This window comes from Pediococcus siamensis, from assembly GCF_047220215.1.
GTDB lineage: Bacteria > Bacillota > Bacilli > Lactobacillales > Lactobacillaceae > Pediococcus > Pediococcus siamensis.
In genome coordinates this window covers 1605685-1628773 of record NZ_CP178375.1, presented here as the reverse complement: position 1 = coordinate 1628773, position 23089 = coordinate 1605685, and the positions used below count along the sequence as shown (strand labels likewise).

Sequence of the window (23089 nt, the reverse complement as noted above, 5' to 3'; positions counted from 1 at the left end):
TCAAGCTAGAAGGTGAACATTAATGGGAAGCCAAGTGCAAAAGCAATTTGCGTCGGACATGCAGAAATACCAGTTAACTTCAAAGGATACGGTGGTTGTGGCCGTATCCACAGGGGTAGATTCAATGGTGCTGTTAACCCTGCTCCAACACCTGGCTGCTTACAACCGTCCGCAAATTGTTGTGGCGCATGTTAACCATCAATTAAGAGCACAAAGCACTATTGAACAGGAATTTATTACCGACTATACAGCTAGTCACCATCTTAAATTAGAGGTTAAAGTTTGGCCAAAAAAATTGCATCCGCAAACCGGCGTTGAAAATGCAGCAAGGCTTTTCCGCTACCAATTTTTTGCAGAAGTTGCCCGCAAGCATCATGCGCGCTATGTTTTTACCGCCCATCACGCTGATGATCAGGCAGAGACTTTTTTAATGAAACTGGTCCGCGGTGGTAATCTGCAGCAGTTACAGGGTATTCAAACACGGTCTTTGACGGCAGAAACACAGGTTGCGCGCCCATTACTGTCATTTTCTAAAGCTACTCTTAGGGCGTTTGCCAAACACGCCCAGGTTCAGTGGTATGAAGATGAGACCAATCAGGATGAAAATTACACCCGTAATCGGATGAGACATGAAATTGTGCCGCGGCTTAAGGCGGAGAACCCACGTTTTTTGGTACACGTGCAGGCGTACACCACACAACTACAGCAGTTGCTGACAGCAAGTAAGCAAAGAGCGGAACAATTGAGATTAGCCTTACAGCGACCGGGCGGGTACGAGACAGCGGCATTCCTAAAGTTAACACCAGAATGGCAATCCTTGACGCTACAGGCGATTTGTCGACAAAGTCTTGGAGCTGACCCCGTCACTGATCGCAAGCAAGCAGAAATATTACAGTTGCTCCGGAATCAACAAAAACCGAATGGCAAAATCAAGATTCAGTCACAATTCTGGTTTGAAAAAAATTATCAGAATTTTGGGTTTGTTTCGCAAGAAAATTTGCGTAAAAAGGCGTTATCGGCTGGGAATTCTATGTTAAGATTGAATCAATGGCAAGCAGTTGGCAATATTGGTCAAGTCGGCGTATTTGACGCCTCAAAGGTTCCGATGCCTTTAGCCGAGCACAACCAAATGATGCAGCTTAGTGAGAATCAGATTAAGTGGCCATTACAGATTAAGGTCAAGCAATCAACGGCTCTTCTCAATCTCAAACAGGGCGGGCGTAAATCGGTTCGGCGAACGTTAGTTGATGCCAAGGTTCCTGTTGCGTGGCGGAAGGTGTGGCCGTTGCTGATGGACGCTGATAATCAGCCACTTTGGCTACTTGGTCTGCGTAAAAGCTGGCTGCGGAAGCCTTTAGATAGGCAAGCAAAACAGTATTGGATAATCTGGAAACTAAATAATCTGGAGGAATTTAATTGATGAATGATGATATTGAACGGGTTTTATATAGTCAAGCAGACATTGCAGAGGCTTGTGGTCGGTTAGGAAAGCAACTGACAGCCGACTATCAAGATAAAGTTCCCGTTGTCATTAGTGTTTTATCCGGGGCCGTATTTTTTACCACAGATGTTTTAAGACAGATGGAAGTTTATACACAAATCGATTTTATCGATGTCTCCAGTTACAATGGCGGTACCCATTCTTCAGGAGAGGTTCGCTTAGTCACTGATATTAGTCAGGATGTAAGTGGCCGCGATGTCCTTATTATTGAAGACATTGTGGATACAGGGCGGACTTTGAAATTTATTATTGATCTTTTAAAGGATCGCCATGCCAAAAGTGTCAAAGTGTGCACCTTGTTAGATAAGCCGGCCGGCCGGGTACTTGAAGCCAAAGCAGACTATGTTGGTTTTGTAGTTCCAGATGAATTCGTGGTCGGGTATGGGTTAGACTACAAAGGGGAGTACCGTAACCTTCCTTATGTCGGGGTCTTAAAGCCCAAAATTTATGTGAATAAATAATTGGTCAAACTTGGTCAAGTGTGATATTATCTATACTATCGAAGGATTAGCAAGCACGTGCTGACCATTCGTAAAACCGTTAACAAGGAGGATTCCAATGAATAACAAAGGGAATAACAACGGACTTTTTAAAAATAGTTTGTTTTACATCGTTGTTTTCTTAGCCATGGTCGGCATCATTTATTTTGTCACTGGGCAGGGAAATAATACGCAAACAGCATCTATTTCTTCAAGTCAATTTGTGTCCCAGTTGCAAAAAAACAAGGTTAAGAGCTTTGTTGTCCAACCAACGAATGGTGTTTACAAGATTACTGGTAAATACCGGACGGCACAAAAGAGCAGCACCCAATCTGGCTTATTCCCAGGAGCAAGTTCGACAACCAGTGTCGAAAGCTTTACAACATCTGTCTTGCAGAATGATTCAACGACAGAACAGATTACCAAAGCTGCTCAAAAGGAAAATGTCAAAATGGATACCAAACCAGAAGCTTCAAATAGTTTCTGGGTACAATTATTAATTACCGGATTACCACTCCTGATTTTTATCGTTTTCTTCTATATGATGATGAGTCAGGCTGGTCAAGGCGGTGGCGGCAGCAAAGGCGTCATGAACTTTGGCAAGACGAAAGTAAAACCTGCAGACAAGAAGGCTAACAAGGTTCGCTTTTCTGACGTGGCGGGTGAAGAAGAAGAAAAACAAGAACTTGTCGAAGTTGTTGAATTCTTAAAAGACCCACGCAAGTTTGTGTCGTTGGGTGCCCGGATTCCATCTGGGGTACTTTTAGAGGGGCCTCCCGGTACTGGTAAAACTTTACTAGCCAAGGCGGTTGCTGGAGAAGCGGGCGTACCGTTTTACTCCATTTCTGGTTCTGACTTCGTTGAAATGTTTGTCGGGGTTGGTGCTAGCCGAGTTCGTGATTTATTTGACCAAGCTAAGAAAAATGCCCCATCCATCATCTTCATCGATGAAATTGATGCGGTTGGTCGTCGTCGTGGCAGTGGTGTCGGTGGCGGTCATGATGAACGTGAACAAACTTTGAACCAATTGCTGGTTGAAATGGACGGCTTTACAGGTAATGAGGGTGTCATTGTGATGGCCGCAACTAACCGTTCTGACGTTTTGGATCCTGCCTTGCTTCGTCCTGGCCGATTTGACCGTAAGATTTTGGTTGGTCGTCCTGATGTTCGCGGGCGTGAAGCAATCTTGAAGGTTCATGCTAAAAACAAACCCCTTGATAAAAACGTTGATTTAAATGAGATTGCCAAACAAACACCCGGTTTTGTGGGTGCGGATTTGGAAAATCTTTTGAATGAAGCCGCATTATTAGCAGCCCGTAGAAATAAGAAAATCATTGATGCTTCTGATTTAGATGAAGCCGAAGATCGAGTTATTGCTGGGCCCGCTAAGAAGAATGCCGTGGTTAGTCCGGAAGAACGTAAAGTCGTGGCTTACCATGAAGCTGGTCATACCATTGTGGGATTAGTCTTAAATGATGCCCGCGTTGTGCACAAAGTTACGATTGTACCGCGAGGTCGTGCCGGCGGTTATGCCATTATGCTTCCTCGTGAAGACCAAAACTTGATGTCTAAGAAGGATGCTATGGAACAGATTGCCGGGCTAATGGGTGGTCGTGCAGCCGAAGAAACGATTTTCAATTCTCAATCTTCGGGTGCTTCAAATGACTTCCAGCAGGCGACTGGCATTGCCCGCGCGATGGTTACACAGTACGGGATGAGTGATAAGCTGGGCCAAGTGGAATTAGCAGCTCCTGGTCAATCTTATTATGGTGAGAACGGACCGGCTTATTCTGAAAAGACGGCGGCATTAATTGATGAAGAAGTTCGTCGTTTGACCGAAGAAGGCCATCAACAAGCTTTAGAGATTATTGCTTCACATCGTGAACAACATAAGTTAATCGCGGAAGCGTTACTGAAATACGAAACTTTGGATGAAAAACAAATTCTTAGTCTCTATAAGACAGGTAAAATGCCTGAAAAAGGTAATGAATCAGAATTTCCAAGTGAAAAGGCGGCAACGTTCGAAGAATCCAAACGGGAACTTGAACGTAAAGAAGCTGAACGTCATGCGGATAATCAGAGTGACTCGGATGATAAATTAGAAACACCGAGTGAACATGAGTCAAACGAAGATGCTGATCATAATCACCGTCTTCCAAGCTCTCACGAAACAGATTCTCATGATGAAACTGATCATAATGATGATTCGAACGATCCAACGAAACTTTAAGGAATCCGATGTTTTGATCTTAAAAAAGCGGGTCTCTGTCAAATTGTATTGGTAGAGATTTTTGAAAAGCATGTTCACTTCGGTGAATGTGTTTTTTTGTTTACGCATAAATTAAACTGATACGAATGAAAAAGTTATGAATATTTTGAAAACCAAAACAGCTACGCTTTAACACCTTAATTTTACGATTTAGTCCTTCAATAGGACCGTTGGAATACGGGTAACGACAACTATTGAGAACAGCAGGACCATTCTTTATTAAAGTTGAGATAGTAATATCCATTTGGTTGCCAGCCGCCTTGTAGTTGGCAATCAAGGTTTTAAATCCAACCGCATCTTTTTGTTGAATGGCTGTTAGAATTCCTTGATAGGTTTGATACACAGTTTTAAATTCTGGAAATTCATCTAAGGCTAGGTCAATGGCGTTCTGTTGGGTCATGTATTCGTTGATACCGCGTAAATAGATAAGTTTAGTATCATTGACCTTTTCTTCTGCCAAATGGAACAAACGCCATTGCGATTTTAGAATGCGATAAACTCGGGAATGCTTATCTTGAAAAGTATGGATCACACGTGTACGTTCGTTATCCAGTGCCCGACCGGCAAGTTGAATAATGTGGAAACGGTCAATGATGGTTATTGCCTTAGGAAATAACCGATGAATAAAGCCAGCATACTCAGCATTCATATCAACGGTGATTGTTTGAACTTTCATACGTTCTTGAACTGAATAGCGAGCTTCAAAGTAATCAATGATATCCTTACTAAGGCGATCCTTAAGAATCACAATGCGGCGATGACTAACGGCATCGCAACAGTTAAAGGACATTAGATGATTACAGGAACGGAATTCATCAAAACAAAGATTTTGGGGGAGTGTTTTAACACGATAAGCTAAGTGAATATTCGCATTTAAAATGCGTTGAACACTACTTGGTGAAATCCCACAAATCTTAGCGATTTCTTTACTGGTCAGCATATCCCGAGCCAGAACAATTACTTGATGTTTCACATTATGCGTAAAAGTTTCATTACGTTTAACGAGGTTAGTTTGAGCACCACAGGTTTTTAAACACCGTTTACATTGATATCTTTGTCGTTTTAGCTGCATCTCATAACGTCCACCTGATAAGGTTCCCAATCTTAGATGGCCAATGTGAGTTCCATTTTTGATTAGAGATTTATGGCCACAATGAGGACATTTTAAAAGTTGATAGGAAAGGATAGCGTGAACGACATGAACGTGTTGCCCATTGGGATAATGTTCCTTAGTAATCTCAGTTACAGTTAAATTAGGGTCTGTTATTTCGAATAGGCTTAGGATAGAATTAGTTAGGGACATTTGTTTTTCCTCTTTTCGATTTTATTTGGCGATTAAATCGTAACACAAAGAGGGCAAATGTCCTTTTTTTTCAAAATAAAAACTGGTATCAGTTATTCACCAATACCAGAAAGTGTAGACCCAAAAAAGCAGCAAACCGGTGAGGTGAATCTCATCAGTTTGCTGTTTTTGCGTCTTTAAGGGTTGGTTTTAGAGGCAATTTGTGTAAAAATGTAAGGCGGTAAACTGAAAAAATAAGGAGTCAACATGGAAGACTATTTAATAAAAAGTATTGTCAATGACGGCATGTTTCGTGCATACGTAGTCAATGGTACAAATATTGTCAGAGAAGCTCAAAAACGCCATGATACTTGGAGTGCAGCAACAGCGGCATTGGGGCGTTCTTTGGTAGGCACCCTTATGCTGTCGTCTTCGTTACTTAAAGGCAAAGAAAAACTAACGGTTAAGATCAACGGTGGTGGCCCAGTGGGCGGCATCGTGATCGATGGTAATGCTAACGGAACGGTAAAAGGTTATTTGCAGCATCCGCATGTTTCGCTGCCATTAAATGCCAAGCACCATATTGATGTGGGTAAAGCGGTTGGTAATCAAGGAACGTTATCAGTAACTAAAGACATGGGGCTAAAAGATCCGTTTACCGGAAACGTTGGCTTGGCTTCTGGTGAAATTGGGGATGATTTTACTTACTATCTCGCCCAATCAGAACAAATTCCGTCTTCAGTAGGCGTGTCCGTTTTTGTTAATCCAGATGAGACCGTTGCAGTTGCCGGCGGCTTCATGATTCAAGTGATGCCGGGTGCGAGTGATGAAGCTATTGATCGTTTGCAAACGACTTTGAACAATTTGCCGCTGGTTTCAGATTTACTACGGCAAGGGAAAACCCCTGAAGCTATCTTGGAGATGTTATTTGCAAACGACAAAGTGAAAATTTTAGACAAATTGCCCGTAAGCTTCAAGTGTGATTGTTCCAAAGAACGTTTTGCAGCTGCAATGACAAGTCTTCCTCAAAGTGAAATAGCGGCCATGATTGCAGAAGATCATGGGGCAGAGGTGACTTGCCGTTTTTGCGGCAATCAGTATCACTATAGCGAAACGGAACTGAAAGCCATTCAATTAAAAGCACGCGGCTAAGTTTAGTTTGGTTGGTTATTGGTTCTGTGTTATGATAATTTTCATGACTGGCTTTGTGTTAAACAGCACAAAAGGAACGGCTTAATTTTAAAATGAGGTGACAAAATGGAATGGCAAATTGGTGATGTCAAGATACCCAATCAGCTGGTAGTGGCGCCAATGGCAGGTGTGACTAACTCGGCGTTTCGCCTGATCTGTAAGAAATTTGGTGCAGGTTTAGTAGTGTGCGAAATGATTTCTGATCGTGGCATTATGTATAAAAATAAGAAAACTTTGAGTATGATGAATGTCGATCCGCATGAACACCCCATGAGCATCCAAATTTTTGGTGGCACCAAAGAAACGTTGGTTGAAGCTGCTAAGTTCGTGGATCAGCATACAGCTGCTGATATTATTGATATTAACATGGGCTGCCCAGTGAACAAAGTGGTTAAAACCGAAGCTGGCGCCCGCTGGTTGCTGGATCCTAATAAGGTTTATGAGATGGTTTCCTACGTGACAGATGCGGTAAAAAAGCCCGTAACAGTGAAAATGCGTACTGGCTGGGATTCGGATCATGTGTTTGCGGTGGAAAACGCGCTAGCAGCTGAACGTGCAGGAGCTTCTGCTTTGGCCATGCACGGGCGGACACGTAAACAGATGTACACAGGAAAAGCAGATTGGAATATTTTAAAAGAGGTTTCCGATCAGCTTACTATTCCATTCATGGGTAATGGTGATGTACGCACTCCTGAAGATGCGAAACGAATGCTCGATGAAGTGGGCGCAACTGCTGTCATGATTGGTCGTGCGGTATTAGGTAACCCCTGGATGTTACACCGGGTATCAACTTATCTAGAATCGGGTGAATTAATCGATGAGCCAGAACCGGCAGAAAAGATTCGAATTGCAAAGGAACACCTGCACGGCTTGGTGGAATTAAAAGGCGATTATGTTGGTCCACGTGAATTCCGGACACAAGCAGCCTATTATCTGAAAGGAATTTCGCATTCTGCCCGGACAAAAGTAGCGCTAAACAACGCGGAATCGGAGCAAGAAATGGATGATATTTTTGACCGGTTTGCTGAGCAACAGCAGGAACGGCTGATTAAGCGACAACAACTAGCGAGATAAGCAGCGTTTGCTTTTTTGGTGTAAAATAGGCATCATAAATACGTGAGAAATATGGCAGAGGAGGATTTTTAAGTGGCACAAAAAGAGCAAGACATGAACGATCAGTTGAGAGTTCGTCGTCAAAAAATGCAGGATTTAAGAGATAAGGGAATTGATCCGTTTGGCCATGCGTTTAAACGGACCTATTTGAGCAAGCAGCTCCACGATCAGTATGGAGATCTTTCTAAAGAAGATCTGGAAGCAAAGAATGTTACTGCTAAGATTGCCGGACGGATGATGTCCAAACGTGGTAAAGGTAAAGTCGGTTTTGCTGACCTAAAGGATCGTAAGGGAACCATTCAGATTTATGTCCGTAAAGACACAGTTGGCGAAGATGAATATGCACTCTTCAAACAAGCAGATTTGGGTGACTTTATTGGGATTACTGGTGAGGTCATGAAGACTGATATGGGTGAATTGACCGTAAAGGCAACAGGCCTCACCTTCCTCACCAAAGCTTTGCGACCACTCCCAGATAAGTATCATGGCTTACAAAATGTGGAACAAATCTATCGGCAGCGTTATTTGGACTTAATTGCTAACGATGACAGTTTTGAACGGTTCATGAAACGGACTAAAATTATTAGTGCCGTTCGTAAGTATCTCGATGGCCTGGACTACACGGAAGTGGAAACTCCAGTGCTGCATAATCAAGCAGGCGGTGCCAATGCGCGTCCGTTTATTACCCATCATAATGCTTTAGATATTGATTTGTACCTGCGAATTGCACTCGAGCTTCATTTAAAACGCTTGATTGTCGGAGGAATGGAACGGGTATACGAAATTGGACGTGTTTTCCGGAACGAGGGGATGGATACGCGTCATAACCCAGAGTTCACCATGTTGGAAACTTACACGGCTTATTTTGACTTTCATGACGTTATGGATGAAACGGAAGGCATTATCAAGGCAGCCGCCAAAGCAGTTTCACCTGATGGAAAGGTTACTTTCCACGGTACAGAACTGGACTTAGGTCAAGATTTTGCGCGTATGCATATGGTTGATGCCATTAAAGAATATGCCGGTGTTGATTTCTGGCCGAAGATGTCTTTAGAGGATGCCCGTAAATTAGCTGATGAGCACCATATTCATTATGAAGAATGGTGGCAAGTTGGGCATATTATCAATGAATTTTTTGAACAGTTAGTTCAAGATAAGCTGACTCAGCCGGTATTTATTTATGGTCATCCAGTCGAAATTTCGCCACTAGCTAAGAAAAATCCTGACGATGATCGGTTTACAGATCGATTTGAGCTCTATATTAAGGGTAATGAGTTCGCAAATGCGTTTACCGAGTTGAACGATCCGATTGATCAGCGGCAACGTTTTGAAGCTCAAGTTAAGGAACGTGAACAAGGTAATGATGAAGCTGAAGGGATTGACGAAGACTTTATCGAAGCTTTGGAATATGGAATGCCGCCAACAGGTGGATTGGGAATTGGCATTGATCGTCTTGTAATGTTATTAACGGATGCACCTTCAATTCGTGATGTGCTGTTATTCCCAACCATGCGTCCGGAAAAATAGTGTTTTTAAAATAAACGGGTCTCTGTCAAATTGTATTGGTGGAGATTTTTGAAAAGCATGTTCACTTCGGTGAATGTGCTTTTTTTGTTTACGCATAAATTAAACTGATACGAATGAAAAAGTTATGAATATTTTGAAAACCAAAACAGCTACGCTTTAACACCTTAATTTTACGATTTAGTCCTTCAATAGGACCGTTGGAATACGGATAACGACAACTATTGAGAACAGCAGGACCATTCTTTATTAAAGTTGAGATAGTAATATCCATTTGGTTGCCAGCCGCCTTGTAGTTGGCAATCAAGGTTTTAAATCCAACCGCATCTTTTTGTTGAATGGCTGTTAGAATTCCTTGATAGGTTTGATACACAGTTTTAAATTCTGGAAATTCATCTAAGGCTAGGTCAATGGCGTTCTGTTGGGTCATGTATTCGTTGATACCGTGTAAATAGATAAGTTTAGTATCATTGACCTTTTCTTCTGCCAAATGGAACAAACGCCATTGAGATTTTAGAATGCGATAAACTCGGGAATGCTTATCTTGAAAAGTATGGATCACACGTGTACGTTCGTTATCCAGTGCCCGACCGGCAAGTTGAATAATGTGGAAACGGTCAATGATGGTTATTGCCTTAGGAAATAACCGATGAATAAAGCCAGCATACTCAGCATTCATATCAACGGTGATTGTTTGAACTTTCATACGTTCTTGAACTGAATAGCGAGCTTCAAAGTAATCAATGATATCCTTACTAAGGCGATCCTTAAGAATCACAATGCGGCGATGACTAACGGCATCGCAACAGTTAAAGGACATTAGATGATTACAGGAACGGAATTCATCAAAACAAAGATTTTGGGGGAGTGTTTTAACACGATAAGCTAAGTGAATATTCGCATTTAAAATGCGTTGAACACTACTTGGTGAAATCCCACAAATCTTAGCGATTTCTTTACTGGTCAGCATATCCCGAGCCAGAACAATTACTTGATGTTTCACATTATGCGTAAAAGTTTCATTACGTTTAACGAGGTTAGTTTGAGCACCACAGGTTTTTAAACACCGTTTACATTGATATCTTTGTCGTTTTAGCTGCATCTCATAACGTCCACCTGATAAGGTTCCCAATCTTAGATGGCCAATGTGAGTTCCATTTTTGATTAGAGATTTATGGCCACAATGAGGACATTTTAAAAGTTGATAGGAAAGGATAGCGTGAACGACATGAACGTGTTGCCCATTGGGATAATGTTCCTTAGTAATCTCAGTTACAGTTAAATTAGGGTCTGTTATTTCGAATAGGCTTAGGATAGAATTAGTTAGGGACATTTGTTTTTCCTCTTTTCGATTTTATTAGGCGATTAAATCGTAACACAAAGAGGGCAAATGTCCTTTTTTTTTTCAAAATAAAAACTGGTATCAGTTATTCACCAATACCAGAAAGTGTAGACCCAAATAAACTATTCATTTTTTGTGAATAGTTTATTTTTTTACTTTTCTTTCTTCGTACTATAAAAAAGATATAAAATGGATTTTGTTTTTAGCTATTTCGAAACGAATTGATAATTCTCAGCATAAATAGTTCGGATTTTATTCTGGATAGGGTGTTCAATTGAACGCGTGACGGCGCGGAGACTCAATTTTGCTATTGACCCGAAGGTAGTTTTCTGGTTATACTAGTACACGTTGTTTAGGAGCAATATGTATTTCTGTTTCAATTAACAAAAAAGTTTTTGTTGACATTGAAATTTGACGGTGCTATGATTATATAGCTGTCAAAAAAAGAACATCTGCTTTTAACAGCGATATAGTAGATCTTTGAAAACTGAACAAAGTTTCGACGAAACAAATGTGTAGGGTCTTCAAATGAGAATTTGAAGCAAACAATTTGCGAAGTCAATTCGCTTAAAACAATGAAACAACAAATGAGCTTTTTAAAAACTCAATTATAATATGAGAGTTTGATCTTGGCTCAGGATGAACGCTGGCGGCGTGCCTAATACATGCAAGTCGGACGCACTTTCGTTACGTGAATTAGAGATGCTTGCATCGAAGATGATCGTAACCATAAAGTGAGTGGCGAACGGGTGAGTAACACGTGGGTAACCTGCCCAGAAGCGGGGGATAACACCTGGAAACAGATGCTAATACCGCATAATAAAGTCAACCGCATGGTTAACTTTTAAAAGATGGCTTCGGCTATCACTTCTGGATGGACCCGCGGCGTATTAGCTAGTTGGTGAGATAATGGCTCACCAAGGCAGTGATACGTAGCCGACCTGAGAGGGTAATCGGCCACATTGGGACTGAGACACGGCCCAGACTCCTACGGGAGGCAGCAGTAGGGAATCTTCCACAATGGACGCAAGTCTGATGGAGCAACGCCGCGTGAGTGATGAAGGCTTTCGGGTCGTAAAACTCTGTTGTTGGAGAAGAACGTGTGTGAGAGTAACTGCTCATGCAGTGACGGTATCCAACCAGAAAGCCACGGCTAACTACGTGCCAGCAGCCGCGGTAATACGTAGGTGGCAAGCGTTATCCGGATTTATTGGGCGTAAAGCGAGCGCAGGCGGTTTTTTAAGTCTAATGTGAAAGCCTTCGGCTTAACCGAAGAAGTGCATTGGAAACTGGGAGACTTGAGTGCAGAAGAGGAGAGTGGAACTCCATGTGTAGCGGTGAAATGCGTAGATATATGGAAGAACACCAGTGGCGAAGGCGGCTCTCTGGTCTGCAACTGACGCTGAGGCTCGAAAGCATGGGTAGCGAACAGGATTAGATACCCTGGTAGTCCATGCCGTAAACGATGAATGCTAAGTGTTGGAGGGTTTCCGCCCTTCAGTGCTGCAGCTAACGCATTAAGCATTCCGCCTGGGGAGTACGACCGCAAGGTTGAAACTCAAAAGAATTGACGGGGGCCCGCACAAGCGGTGGAGCATGTGGTTTAATTCGAAGCTACGCGAAGAACCTTACCAGGTCTTGACATCTTCTGCTAACCTAAGAGATTAGGCGTTCCCTTCGGGGACGGAATGACAGGTGGTGCATGGTTGTCGTCAGCTCGTGTCGTGAGATGTTGGGTTAAGTCCCGCAACGAGCGCAACCCTTATTATTAGTTGCCAGCATTAAGGTGGGCACTCTAGTGAGACTGCCGGTGACAAACCGGAGGAAGGTGGGGACGACGTCAAATCATCATGCCCCTTATGACCTGGGCTACACACGTGCTACAATGGACAGTACAACGAGTTGCGAGACCGCGAGGTTTAGCTAATCTCTTAAAACTGTTCTCAGTTCGGACTGCAGGCTGCAACTCGCCTGCACGAAGTTGGAATCGCTAGTAATCGCGGATCAGCATGCCGCGGTGAATACGTTCCCGGGCCTTGTACACACCGCCCGTCACACCATGAGAGTTTGTAACACCCAAAGCCGGTGGAGTAACCTTCGGGAGCTAGCCGTCTAAGGTGGGACAGATGATTGGGGTGAAGTCGTAACAAGGTAGCCGTAGGAGAACCTGCGGCTGGATCACCTCCTTTCTAAGGAAAATAGAAACGGAAACCTGCACATTGTTGAAACTTTGTTTAGTTTTGAGAGGTTTACTCTCAAATGTAGATAAGCGCGAACGGGCCTATAGCTCAGCTGGTTTAGAGCGCACGCCTGATAAGCGTGAGGTCGATGGTTCAAGTCCATTTAGGCCCATAGTTACATTTGTTGGGGAATTAGCTCAGCTGGGAGAGCGCCTGCCTTGCACGCAGGAGGTCAGCGGTTCGATCCCGCTATTCTCCATTGACGGTGATGCCGTCGATTTTGTTCTTTGAAAACTAAATAATATCGAAAAATTTTCTAATTTTAATTATTGTCAATAATTAAACCGAGAACACCGCGTTTTATAGAGTTTTAAAACAAGATTAGTTCGAAACATAATCGCTAAACTCAAAACCACTTTACCGCAGGTAAAGTTAGGTTAAGTTATAAAGGGCGCATGGTGAATGCCTTGGTACTAGGAGCCGATGAAGGACGGGACTAACACCGATATGCTTCGGGGAGCTGTAAGTAAGCTTTGATCCGGAGATTTCCGAATGGGGAAACCCAACAACACTAATCCGTTGTTACCACCACATGAATACATAGTGTGGTTGGAGGTAGACGCGGGGAACTGAAACATCTCAGTACCCGCAGGAAGAGAAAGAAATATCGATTCCCTAAGTAGCGGCGAGCGAACGGGGAACAGCCCAAACCAGGAAGCTTGCTTCCTGGGGTTGTAGGACTGAACATTTGAGTTACCAAAGATTTCATAGCCGAACAGTCTGGGAAGACTGGCCAGAGCGGGTGATAGCCCCGTAGGCAAAATGAAGATCCCTCAGTTCAGGATCCTGAGTACGGCGGAACACGTGTAACTCCGTCGGAATCCGGGAGGACCATCTCCCAAGGCTAAATACTCCCTAGTGACCGATAGTGAACCAGTACCGTGAGGGAAAGGTGAAAAGCACCCCGGAAGGGGAGTGAAATAGTTCTTGAAACCATGTGCCTACAAGAAGTCAGAGCCCGTTAAGGGGTGATGGCGTGCCTTTTGTAGAATGAACCGGCGAGTTACGTTTACATGCCAGGTTAAGTTGAAGAAACGGAGCCGCAGCGAAAGCGAGTCTGAAGAGGGCGACTGAGTATGTAGATGTAGACCCGAAACCAAGTGACCTACCCATGTCCAGGTTGAAGGTGCGGTAAAACGCACTGGAGGACCGAACTCGTGTACGTTGAAAAGTGCTGAGATGAGGTGTGGGTAGCGGTGAAATTCCAAACGAACTTGGAGATAGCTGGTTCTCTCCGAAATAGCTTTAGGGCTAGCCTCGGAATTAGGATCATGGAGGTAGAGCCACTGTTTGGACTAGGGGCCCGTCTTGGGTTACTGAATTCAGATAAACTCCGAATGCCATTGATTTATGTCCGGGAGTCAGACGGTGAGTGATAAGATCCATCGTCGAAAGGGGAACAGCCCAGACCACCAGTTAAGGTCCCTAAATATATGTTAAGTGGAAAAGGATGTGGAGTTGCATAGACAACTAGGATGTTGGCTCAGAAGCAGCCATCATTTAAAGAGTGCGTAATAGCTCACTAGTCGAGTGATTCTGCGCCGAAAATGTACCGGGGCTGAAACATATTACCGAGACTGTGGATGCCACCGTCAGGTGGCGTGATAGGAGAGCGTTCTAAGGGCAATGAAGGCAGACCGTGAGGACTGTTGGAGCGCTTAGAAGTGAGAATGCCGGTATGAGTAGCGAAAGACAGGTGAGAATCCTGTCCACCGTATGACTAAGGTTTCCTGGGGAAGGCTCGTCCACCCAGGGTTAGTCGGGACCTAAGTCGAGGCCGAGAGGCGTAGACGATGGCCAACAGGTTGAGATTCCTGTACTAGTTAAACTTGTTTGAACAATGGAGGGACGCAGGAGGCTAAGGAAAGCGCACGGTTGGAAATGTGCGTCCAAGCAGCGAGTCTGGTGAAGAGTTAAATGCTTTTTGCCTCAAGGACAAGCTGTGATGGGGAGTGAAATTTAAAGTAACGAAGTTCCTGATGTCACACTGCCGAGAAAAGCTTCTAGTTAGAGTTTAACTACCCGTACCGCAAACCGACACAGGTAGTCGAGGAGAGTATCCTCAGGTGAGCGAGAGAACTCTCGTTAAGGAACTCGGCAAAATGACCCCGTAACTTCGGGAGAAGGGGTGCTGATCGCAAGATCAGCCGCAGTGAATAGGCCCAGGCGACTGTTTATCAAAAACACAGGTTTCTGCAAAATCGTAAGATGACGTATAGGGGCTGACGCCTGCCCGGTGCTGGAAGGTTAAGTGAATGAGTTAGCTTCGGCGAAGCTTTGAAATGAAGCCCCAGTAAACGGCGGCCGTAACTATAACGGTCCTAAGGTAGCGAAATTCCTTGTCGGGTAAGTTCCGACCCGCACGAAAGGCGTAACGATCTGGGCACTGTCTCAACGAGAGACTCGGTGAAATTATAATACCCGTGAAGATGCGGGTTACCCGCGACAGGACGGAAAGACCCCATGGAGCTTTACTGTAGCTTGATATTGAGTGTTTGTACAGCTTGTACAGGATAGGTAGGAGCCGTAGAAACCGGAACGCTAGTTTCGGTGGAGGCGTTGGTGGGATACTACCCTCGCTGTATGAACCCTCTAACCCGCGCCACTAAGCGTGGCGGGAGACAGTGTCAGGTGGGCAGTTTGACTGGGGCGGTCGCCTCCTAAAGAGTAACGGAGGCGCCCAAAGGTTCCCTCAGAATGGTTGGAAATCATTCAAAGAGTGTAAAGGCAGAAGGGAGCTTGACTGCGAGACAGACAGGTCGAGCAGGGACGAAAGTCGGGCTTAGTGATCCGGTGGTACCGTATGGAAGGGCCATCGCTCAACGGATAAAAGCTACCCTGGGGATAACAGGCTTATCTCCCCCAAGAGTTCACATCGACGGGGAGGTTTGGCACCTCGATGTCGGCTCATCGCATCCTGGGGCTGTAGTCGGTCCCAAGGGTTGGGCTGTTCGCCCATTAAAGCGGTACGCGAGCTGGGTTCAGAACGTCGTGAGACAGTTCGGTCCCTATCCGTCGCGGGCGTAGGAAATTTGCGAGGATCTGTCCTTAGTACGAGAGGACCGGGATGGACATACCGCTGGTGTACCAGTTGTTCCGCCAGGAGCATCGCTGGGTAGCTATGTATGGATGAGATAAACGCTGAAAGCATCTAAGTGTGAAACTCGCCTCAAGATGAGATTTCCCATTCCATTTATGGAAGTAAGACCCCTGAGAGATGATCAGGTAGATAGGTTGGGAGTGGAAGTGTAGTGATACATGGAGCGGACCAATACTAATCGGTCGAGGACTTAACCACGAAGTGGTGGCACTCGGAAGAAAAGAGAGTAGATATTATTTAGTTTTGAGAGAATAAAATTCTTTCACACGAGCCACGAAGGTGGATCGGAGAAGTGTGGTGGCGATAGCGAGAAGGATACACCTGTTCCCATGTCGAACACAGAAGTTAAGCTTCTTAGCGCCGAGAGTAGTTGGGGGATCGCTCCCTGCGAGGGTAGGACGTTGCCATGCGAATATTCCGGCATAGCTCAGTTGGTAGAGCCCCTGACTGTTAATCAGGTTGTCGACGGTTCGAGTCCGCCTGCCGGAGTAGTGATAGATGTTAACCTTCTCAAATGGAAAGTTAGCATCTTTTTCTATAGTGCCGGCTTAGCTCAGTTGGTAGAGCATCGGTATCGTAAACCGAGGGTCGGGTGTTCAAGTCGCCTAGCCGGCATCTAAAAGACACCGTTTGTGGTGTCTTTTGTTGTTTTCAGGAGTATTTGGGAGGTACCACCTTCTAAGAACAACTTGTTTTAGATTACCAAGAGATGTTTGGAGGAAGAAATAAATTGAATAACGAAAACGAAGTACATAGCGATAAGTCGTTCTTCGGGCAACCAAGAGGACTTTCAACGCTGTTCTTTACGGAAATGTGGGAACGTTTCAGTTACTACGGTATGCGTGCCATTCTGCTTTTTTACATGTACTACGCGGTGTCACGTGGTGGGCTTGGGTTTAGCCAAACTACCTCAGCGTCAGTCATGTCAATCTATGGTTCGCTTGTCTACTTAACCAGTGTTATTGGTGGCTATGTCAGTGACCGAATTTTGGGACCTCGGAAAACTGTTTTTTGGGGCGGAGTATTCATCATGTTTGGTCACATTGCTTTGGCATTACCATTTGGTGCCCCAGCGCTGTTCATTTCAATTGCGTTAATCGTGATTGGGACCGGATTATTAAAACCTAACGTTTCCGAAATGGTGGGCGGTCTCTACACAGAAGAAGATATCAGACGTGATTCTGGATTCAGTATCTTTGTATTTGGGATCAATTTGGGTGCTTTAATTGCACCACTGTTAGTTGGGTGGGTCGGTTCCCACGTTAACTTCCATGCTGGATTTTCACTGGCTGCTATCGGGATGTTCTTTGGATTAGTTCAATATTATTTAGGCGGGAAAAAATACCTCAGCAAAGACAGTTTGTATCCCTCTGATCCAATTGAACCGGAAGATGCCCGTAAATTAGGGTGGCAAGTTGGTGTTGGCGTCGTGATTTTTGCCTTGATCTTGGGTGTGATGGGATTGGCAAACGCGTTAAACATCGATAATGTTGTGCTTCTCTTAAGTATTGTTGCCATTGCCACGCCAATCGTTTACTTTGTTTTGATGTTTTCAAGCAATAAAGTTACGAAGATTGAGCGATCTCGCCTGTGGGCTTATGTGCCGCTGTTTATTGCGGCGGTGATCTTCTGGGCTATTGAGGAACAAGGATCGGTTGTTTTGGCACTCTATGCAGCACAACGTACACAGTTGCACTTGCACTTAGGGCCATTTGCCATCAACCTAGCTGCCTCTCAGTTCCAGTCCCTAAATCCACTGTTCATTATGCTATACACGCCATTTTTCGCGTGGATGTGGATTAAGTTAGGAAATAAGCAGCCAACCTCACCGCATAAATTTGCCTATGGTTTGGCATTTGCCGGTGTTTCGTACTTATTTATCGCATTACCAGGGATTCTTTTTGGCACTGCTGGTAAAGTTAACCCGCTGTGGTTAGTCGGCAGCTGGGCAATTGTTGAAATTGGAGAAATGTTGATTTCGCCAATTGGCCTTTCCGTGACAACTAAATTGGCACCGAAAGCTTTCAGTTCGCAAATGATGAGTATGTGGTTCCTAGCAGACGCGGCTGGACAAGCCATAAACGCGCAGATTGTCCGTTTTTACACAAGTGCAACCGAAGTTCCCTATTTCTTGATTGTCGGTGCAATTAGTATCGTTTTTGGGATTTTACTCTTGTTGTTGTCAAAATGGATTTCTTCCAAAATGGTGGGCGTCAATTAAATTCAACTATTTGAATCTAAAGATCAACTTAACAGGTTGGTCTTTTTTTGAGGCTTTAAAGCTGACACCGCACTCATAATGGCGTAAAATATTGTGCTGAGTCATCAGGAAACGAGGAAGATTTATGAAAGTAGCAGTAACGAGTGACAATCATTTGGATGTAAATCGGTTAGATGTCAGTGAAACCATAAAACAGCAAGCCGCATACTTGGCCGCTCAGGCAGTCGATCTTTATTTGATTGCGGGGGATCTTTTTAATGATTTCGGGAAAAGTCTTGCGTACGTTCAAAAATTGCAGCAAGAGCTCGGCAATCAAATTATGGTGAAATTCATTGCCGGTAATCATGATATGGTTCAGGGGGTCAGTTTTGAAGAATTAGAGCAGCCCCTTGATCCCAGCTACATGCATAATCAATATTTGGACATTCCCGGTTCCGATTGGCGAATCATCGGTAATAACGGCTGGTATGACTACCAATTTGCAGATAATCTACCCGAGAAACAAACTAAAGATTTTGAAGTGTGGAAACGTGCTTACTGGATAGATGGTTCGATTAAGCAACCATTAAGCGATAGAGAGCGAATGGATCTTGTTTTGGATGAAACTACCCACCAACTTAAAATGGCTCAGAAGGTCCAAAAAAAGGTTCTGTACTATACGCACTTTGTCCCTCGGCGTGATTATATTCGTTATGCGCCAGAAGGAAATCTCTGGAATATGGCGAATGCTTACATGGGCAGTCCGCGATTAGGAAAATTGCTAGAACAATTCCAAACCGATATTGTGGTTTTTGGGCACATGCATATTCATCCACAGCCGCAACAGTTTCAAAAGACGACTTACTACAATCAGGCGGTAGGTTATCACACAAAACGGATTAATGAATGGCAAGCAACCCATTTTCTGGCAGAATGGCAAACACGATTGGCGTATTTTCAGCTTTAAACAAATTATTTCAAAAAAATTCCGGCAAACCCCTTGATATTTGTCCGAATTTTCGGTATTATATTTTAGTCGGATGCGTTAAGTGTTCTGATATCGTTCACAGGGAAGGGTAGCGAAGTCTGGCTAAACGCGGCGGACTGTAAATCCGCTCCTTCGGGTTCGGTGGTTCGAATCCACTCCCTTCCATTTTTATGAATGGGCTATAGCCAAGCGGTAAGGCATCGGGTTTTGATCCCGTGATGCGCTGGTTCGAATCCAGCTAGCCCAACTTATTAAAACTACCAAATCAACAGTAAAATGTTGGTTTGGTAGTTTTTTTTGCTCCGTATTAAATTGTGCTAATGACAGGTCGTTTGGATATTTCTGGGTCTCTGTCAAATTGTATTGGTGGAGATTTTTGAAAAGCATGTTCACTTCGGTGAATGTGCTTTTTTTGTTTACGCATAAATTAAACTGATACGAATGAAAAAGTTATGAATATTTTGAAAACCAAAACAGCTACGCTTTAACACCTTAATTTTACGATTTAGTCCTTCAATAGGACCGTTGGAATACGGATAACGACAACTATTGAGAACAGCAGGACCATTCTTTATTAAAGTTGAGATAGTAATATCCATTTGGTTGCCAGCCGCCTTGTAGTTGGCAATCAAGGTTTTAAATCCAACCGCATCTTTTTGTTGAATGGCTGTTAGAATTCCTTGATAGGTTTGATACACAGTTTTAAATTCTGGAAATTCATCTAAGGCTAGGTCAATGGCGTTCTGTTGGGTCATGTATTCGTTGATACCGTGTAAATAGATAAGTTTAGTATCATTGACCTTTTCTTCTGCCAAATGGAACAAACGCCATTGAGATTTTAGAATGCGATAAACTCGGGAATGCTTATCTTGAAAAGTATGGATCACACGTGTACGTTCGTTATCCAGTGCCCGACCGGCAAGTTGAATAATGTGGAAACGGTCAATGATGGTTATTGCCTTAGGAAATAACCGATGAATAAAGCCAGCATACTCAGCATTCATATCAACGGTGATTGTTTGAACTTTCATACGTTCTTGAACTGAATAGCGAGCTTCAAAGTAATCAATGATATCCTTACTAAGGCGATCCTTAAGAATCACAATGCGGCGATGACTAACGGCATCGCAACAGTTAAAGGACATTAGATGATTACAGGAACGGAATTCATCAAAACAAAGATTTTGGGGGAGTGTTTTAACACGATAAGCTAAGTGAATATTCGCATTTAAAATGCGTTGAACACTACTTGGTGAAATCCCACAAATCTTAGCGATTTCTTTACTGGTCAGCATATCCCGAGCCAGAACAATTACTTGATGTTTCACATTATGCGTAAAAGTTTCATTACGTTTAACGAGGTTAGTTTGAGCACCACAGGTTTTTAAACACCGTTTACATTGATATCTTTGTCGTTTTAGCTGCATCTCATAACGTCCACCTGATAAGGTTCCCAATCTTAGATGGCCAATGTGAGTTCCATTTTTGATTAGAGATTTATGGCCACAATGAGGACATTTTAAAAGTTGATAGGAAAGGATAGCGTGAACGACATGAACGTGTTGCCCATTGGGATAATGTTCCTTAGTAATCTCAGTTACAGTTAAATTAGGGTCTGTTATTTCGAATAGGCTTAGGATAGAATTAGTTAGGGACATTTGTTTTTCCTCTTTTCGATTTTATTAGGCGATTAAATCGTAACACAAAGAGGGCAAATGTCCTTTTTTTTTTCAAAATAAAAACTGGTATCAGTTATTCACCAATACCAGAAAGTGTAGACCCAAAAAAGATAAGCACAATCAGAAATGGTTATGCTTATTTTTTGTCCTCAGGAGACAAAACTCATAATAAAACTGATAGTTATGATAAGCAGTTCTCAAAAAAATCGAATTTGAAGAAATATCGTGCCAAATCCTCACTTAATCTACCCGTTTCGTTCATATCTATGTTTTACAATTTTTTCAATGCTACAAATAAAATCGAAAACGATGCCGATATTATGTATCTTTTGCGACAGACAGCAGCATTTATTGATCCGAAATTCAAAAAGAGGAGCGATGTCTCAAATGACTTTGCAGATAGCAATTGTACTTATCACATTAGTCGTTACATTTGTATTAATGGCTATGGAAATTACGACACCTAATGCGATTATCTTGTGTGCGCTCGCTTTTCTCATGATGATTGGGATTCTGTCTCCCAGTGATGCCTTGGAAGGATTTGCCAATGACGGGTTAGCCACCATTGGGTTGATGTATATCATTGCTTATGCGATTGCTAAAAGTAATTTCATTTCCCATCTTTTTGACCGCACACTTGGCAACGGGAAGTCAGAGAAATTTTCACTTCTGCGGTTATTAACCTCGGTTAGCATCTTCTCACCCTTTATTAACAACACCCCAATTGTTTCAACGCTTACCCCGATGGTTCAAAAGTGGTGTAAAGAAAAGAATCTGTCAGTTTCCAAATTCTTAATTCCTCTTTCCTACGTCACCATCCTGAGTGGCTTGATTACCGTACTGGGAACATCGACAAATTTAGTCGCACAAGGGCTACTTTCTAAGTATCATCTGCGTCAGTTTGGTTTTTTTGACTTTGCAGTGGTGGGCATTCCGATTACAGTTGTCGGTATTTTGTATTTGATGACGATTGGTTACCATCTTTTGCCAAGTTATAAAAATAGTAATGTGGACAGCGTGATCGCGTCCCCTAATGATTATTTGATTGAAATGACCATCAGTTCTGATTTCCCGTTTCTTGGACAAACCATTAGTCAAGCCGGATTACGTCATTTGGATAACGTCTTTTTAGTGGCGGTGAACCGTAATGGTCATCCGATCGTGCCGGTAAATGAAAATGTGCGATTAAAGGATAAAGATCGTTTGTATTTCACAGGCTCAATTAAGGAAATTAATGATTTATTGCAGATCCCGGGACTTTTACCAAGTACTGAAAAAATTAATATGGTGGATGTGACCAACGAGCACGCCCACCTGGTGGAATTATCCATTCCGGATAGTTCGGCGCTCATTAACCAAACGGTGAAGTCGTCTAAATTTCGGGATGCATACGGTGGGGTGATCGTCGCTATTCACCGTGATTCAGTCAAGTTGAATGGTCAAATCGGTAAAATCAGTTTAAAAGCTGGGGATGACCTTGTTGCGATCACGAATGATGAACCAGAACAGTTAGATGCTATGAAAGATTTGCACGTCGTTAACGTCCAACTAGCTCAGAGTAACAAGCGCAATTACCGAGACTTTTTACCAGTTTTCTTATTAATCTGTGCCATTGTCGTTTCCACAATGGGCGTTATGGATCTTTTTGTTGCTTTAGCCGTTGTCTGCGTGATTTTATTTTTGACGAAGTGCATTACTGTCCAAGATGTTGCTCAAGCAGTTGATATCAACGTACTTTTGTTGGTGGCTAGCAGTTATGGGCTCGGGCTGGCAATGTCAAATGTCGGGGCGGATAAGTTCATTGCCCATCAGCTGACGGCGGTAACTGGCGCTCCCAACCCAATTTTATACATGTTCTTGCTGTATTTTATGACCAATTTTTTGACGGCAATTTTATCGAATGCGGCTGCCTTGTCCCTGATGTTTCCGATCGTCGTTTCGGCAGCAAAATTCATGAATTTACCGGTAATGATGTTGGCGATGCTGATCACCATTGCCGCTACGGCGGATTTTTCAACCCCGATTGGCTACCAAACAAATTTGATTGTGTATGGACCGGGGCATTATAAATTCACGGACTACTTTAAAGTGGGAATTCCACTTAATTTAATTTGTATGGTGATCTGTGTGTTTGTTACTTATTACGTGTACATCGTTTTATAAAAAGGCTTTAATTTTAAA

General features: G+C 43.3%; 12 protein-coding genes, 6 tRNA genes and 3 rRNA genes. 18 read left to right on the top strand and 3 right to left on the bottom strand.

The window, feature by feature from the left end:
* Positions 1-22: 22 nt before the first annotated feature.
* The 3 genes from tilS (at position 23) to ftsH (ending at position 4210) form a co-directional block, all read left to right on the top strand.
* On the top strand, positions 23-1420 hold the full coding sequence (tilS, locus tag ACLJJ6_RS07975) for a tRNA lysidine(34) synthetase TilS (protein ID WP_412988792.1): 1398 nt from the start codon (positions 23-25) through the stop codon (positions 1418-1420).
* The gene (gene hpt / locus ACLJJ6_RS07970) at positions 1420-1962 is read left to right on the top strand and encodes a hypoxanthine phosphoribosyltransferase (protein WP_412988790.1); all 543 of its coding nucleotides are present in this window, start codon (positions 1420-1422) and stop codon (positions 1960-1962) included. Before tilS ends, hpt begins: the two co-directional genes overlap by 1 nt.
* A 97-nt stretch (positions 1963-2059) precedes the next feature.
* Positions 2060-4210 carry an ATP-dependent zinc metalloprotease FtsH gene (gene ftsH, locus ACLJJ6_RS07965; RefSeq protein ID WP_412988788.1) on the top strand — a complete coding sequence of 717 codons (2151 nt, stop codon included), beginning with the start codon at positions 2060-2062 and terminating at the stop codon, positions 4208-4210.
* A gap of 100 nt (positions 4211-4310) precedes the next feature.
* On the opposite strand, the gene ACLJJ6_RS07960 is transcribed toward ftsH, so the two are convergent.
* Positions 4311-5552, bottom strand: coding sequence for an ISL3 family transposase (locus ACLJJ6_RS07960; protein WP_412988599.1), 1242 nt, complete (start codon positions 5550-5552; stop codon positions 4311-4313).
* A 246-nt stretch (positions 5553-5798) separates the two neighbouring features.
* Here ACLJJ6_RS07960 and hslO point away from each other — a divergent pair, with 246 nt between their 5' ends.
* The 3 genes from hslO (at position 5799) to lysS (ending at position 9362) form a co-directional block, all read left to right on the top strand.
* Positions 5799-6683 (top strand): Hsp33 family molecular chaperone HslO, encoded by an 885-nt coding sequence (gene hslO, locus ACLJJ6_RS07955; protein ID WP_412988786.1) that lies wholly within the window; start codon positions 5799-5801, stop codon positions 6681-6683.
* 105 nt (positions 6684-6788) lie between these two features.
* Entirely contained in the window at positions 6789-7796 is a 1008-nt protein-coding gene (gene dusB / locus ACLJJ6_RS07950) for a tRNA dihydrouridine synthase DusB (RefSeq protein WP_412988785.1), read from the top strand.
* A 93-nt stretch (positions 7797-7889) separates the two neighbouring features.
* Positions 7890-9362, top strand: a complete 1473-nt coding sequence (gene lysS / locus ACLJJ6_RS07945) for a lysine--tRNA ligase (protein WP_412990454.1) — start codon at positions 7890-7892, stop codon at positions 9360-9362.
* An 88-nt stretch (positions 9363-9450) separates the two neighbouring features.
* Here the strand turns inward: lysS and ACLJJ6_RS07940 are convergent, their stop codons facing one another.
* On the bottom strand, positions 9451-10692 hold the full coding sequence (locus ACLJJ6_RS07940) for an ISL3 family transposase (RefSeq protein WP_412988180.1): 1242 nt from the start codon (positions 10690-10692) through the stop codon (positions 9451-9453).
* A gap of 620 nt (positions 10693-11312) precedes the next feature.
* Between ACLJJ6_RS07940 and ACLJJ6_RS07935 the strand changes: the two genes are divergently transcribed.
* The 11 genes from ACLJJ6_RS07935 (at position 11313) to ACLJJ6_RS07885 (ending at position 19476) form a co-directional block, all read left to right on the top strand.
* Positions 11313-12890, top strand: a 16S ribosomal RNA gene (locus ACLJJ6_RS07935).
* 88 nt (positions 12891-12978) lie between these two features.
* Positions 12979-13053: transfer RNA gene (locus ACLJJ6_RS07930), tRNA-Ile, on the top strand.
* A gap of 14 nt (positions 13054-13067) precedes the next feature.
* Positions 13068-13140 (top strand) — tRNA-Ala (locus ACLJJ6_RS07925).
* A 176-nt stretch (positions 13141-13316) separates the two neighbouring features.
* Positions 13317-16239, top strand: a 23S ribosomal RNA gene (locus tag ACLJJ6_RS07920).
* A 95-nt stretch (positions 16240-16334) separates the two neighbouring features.
* Positions 16335-16451 (top strand): 5S ribosomal RNA (gene rrf / locus ACLJJ6_RS07915).
* Together the 16S, 23S and 5S rRNA genes with 4 tRNA genes alongside form the textbook arrangement of a ribosomal RNA operon.
* Positions 16452-16457: 6 nt before the next feature.
* Positions 16458-16530 (top strand) — tRNA-Asn (locus ACLJJ6_RS07910).
* Between the two features lie 53 nt (positions 16531-16583).
* Positions 16584-16656 (top strand) — tRNA-Thr (locus tag ACLJJ6_RS07905).
* Positions 16657-16750: 94 nt separating this feature from the next.
* Positions 16751-18262 (top strand): peptide MFS transporter, encoded by a 1512-nt coding sequence (locus tag ACLJJ6_RS07900; RefSeq protein WP_412988784.1) that lies wholly within the window; start codon positions 16751-16753, stop codon positions 18260-18262.
* A gap of 124 nt (positions 18263-18386) precedes the next feature.
* Complete coding sequence (locus ACLJJ6_RS07895) at positions 18387-19208, top strand: metallophosphoesterase (protein ID WP_412988783.1); 822 nt, start codon at positions 18387-18389, stop codon at positions 19206-19208.
* A 103-nt stretch (positions 19209-19311) separates the two neighbouring features.
* Positions 19312-19394 (top strand) — tRNA-Tyr (locus ACLJJ6_RS07890).
* Between the two features lie 10 nt (positions 19395-19404).
* Positions 19405-19476: transfer RNA gene (locus ACLJJ6_RS07885), tRNA-Gln, on the top strand.
* A gap of 169 nt (positions 19477-19645) precedes the next feature.
* Here the strand turns inward: ACLJJ6_RS07885 and ACLJJ6_RS07880 are convergent.
* On the bottom strand, positions 19646-20887 hold the full coding sequence (locus ACLJJ6_RS07880; protein ID WP_412988180.1) for an ISL3 family transposase: 1242 nt from the start codon (positions 20885-20887) through the stop codon (positions 19646-19648).
* 408 nt (positions 20888-21295) lie between these two features.
* Between ACLJJ6_RS07880 and ACLJJ6_RS07875 the strand changes: the two genes are divergently transcribed.
* Complete coding sequence (locus ACLJJ6_RS07875; RefSeq protein ID WP_412988781.1) at positions 21296-23071, top strand: SLC13 family permease; 1776 nt, start codon at positions 21296-21298, stop codon at positions 23069-23071.
* Positions 23072-23089: the final 18 nt, after the last annotated feature.